The organism is Gemmata algarum, assembly GCF_034097035.1.
GTDB classification, from domain to species: Bacteria; Planctomycetota; Planctomycetia; order Gemmatales; family Gemmataceae; genus Gemmata; species Gemmata algarum.
In genome coordinates this window covers 1-1,226 of sequence record NZ_JAXBLV010000094.1, presented here as the reverse complement: position 1 = coordinate 1,226, position 1,226 = coordinate 1, and the positions used below count along the sequence as shown (strand labels likewise).

Here is a 1,226-nt window from a genome sequence, read left to right as displayed (position 1 = left end):
TTGGCGCACCGACTCAGTAGCGTTTTCTGACAGCGTGCCGATAAAACCGCGCACGCGAGCATGACAGCCGCGGTCTTGCGTGCCAAAGGAATATTGGGCCGTGACGCGAACACGGCTGTTCCTCGGTACCCGATTCCGTGGAGGGCTTCACGTGAAGCGGCTGATCGGTCTCGTTCTCACCGTTTCCGGCAGCGTGCCCCTCATCTGGGGCGGCCTTTCGGTGCTCAAAGGTTCGGCCGGCGCCCAAATCCCGATCACGGACGAGTTCTCCGTGACCGCCCTCACCGGCGGGTTGGTCGGCGCCGCCACCTGCACGCTCGGCCTCATCTGGCTCCGGGACTGAGCAGCCGTCCGGGTGCGCGACGCCGGGGCCGCAGAGGCGGAGCCGCCTCTTTCGCTTGACACGATCAGGTGCTACGCTTCAAGTATGCGGATCACCCCGTAGACGGCCCGTGTTTGGTCGGCACCCCTGACCGGTATCGACTAACGGGGCCACGGCCCGAGATTCGCCTCTCCCACAACGGCGCCCCACGGAGGAGGGTTCCCATGACTGCATTTTCAACACTCCCGCCGCCGCGCGTGGTCCGAACGAGCCCCGCGCGGTTCGCCGCCGTACTCGCCCTTCCGCTCGCCCTCACCGGGTGCGGCGCGCCGACCGTGCCGACGGGCGGCCAGCCGCCGTCGTCGGGCGTCGGTACACAGGACCCGCCCTGGGTGGCGTTACGGTCGCAACTGCCGGCGCCGGACGCGGACCGCATTACCTACGACGAGCAGACCGGGGTTCTCAAACTGTACGACCTGCCGGGTAACGACCGGTGGATGATTCAAATGCCCGGTGAGGAGGCCGGCCGCCCGTCCCCGGCGCAACAACGCATCCCGGCGGGAACGCCGCTTGCGCACGTGTGCGTGTACTACGTGCGCCCGGGGATGAAGCCGTCCGCCCAGATCAGCGTTAAGCAGATCCGTGAAACCGGGTTGGCCCACAACAGCCTCGCGGCCCTTCGCTGACATGTGCCGAACGTCGGGTACGGAGCCACCGCTCCCGGCGTTCAGAGGATGCCGTACTTCTTGAACGCTTCGGTGGTGGTCATTCCGCTCGCGAGCGCCTTGCGAACGAGGTTTTCGCCGCTTACTTTCTCCTCGGCGAGTCGCAGCGCCTCCTCCGCCGCGCTGTTGGGCACCACGACCACGCCATCGTGATCCGCGAGAATCAGGTCGCCCGGGTA

At 67.0% G+C, this 1,226-nt stretch carries 2 protein-coding genes; both read left to right on the top strand.

The genetic code is table 11. From position 1 onward, the window contains the following. Positions 1 to 151 precede the first annotated feature (151 nt). Positions 152 to 343: a hypothetical protein gene (locus R5W23_RS08750; protein WP_261184259.1), complete on the top strand. Its 192-nt coding sequence runs from the start codon at positions 152 to 154 to the stop codon at positions 341 to 343. Positions 344 to 546: 203 nt separating this feature from the next. Then, on the top strand, positions 547 to 1,008 hold the full coding sequence (locus R5W23_RS08745) for a hypothetical protein (protein WP_320686005.1): 462 nt from the start codon (positions 547 to 549) through the stop codon (positions 1,006 to 1,008). The last annotated feature ends 218 nt before the right edge of the window (positions 1,009 to 1,226 follow it).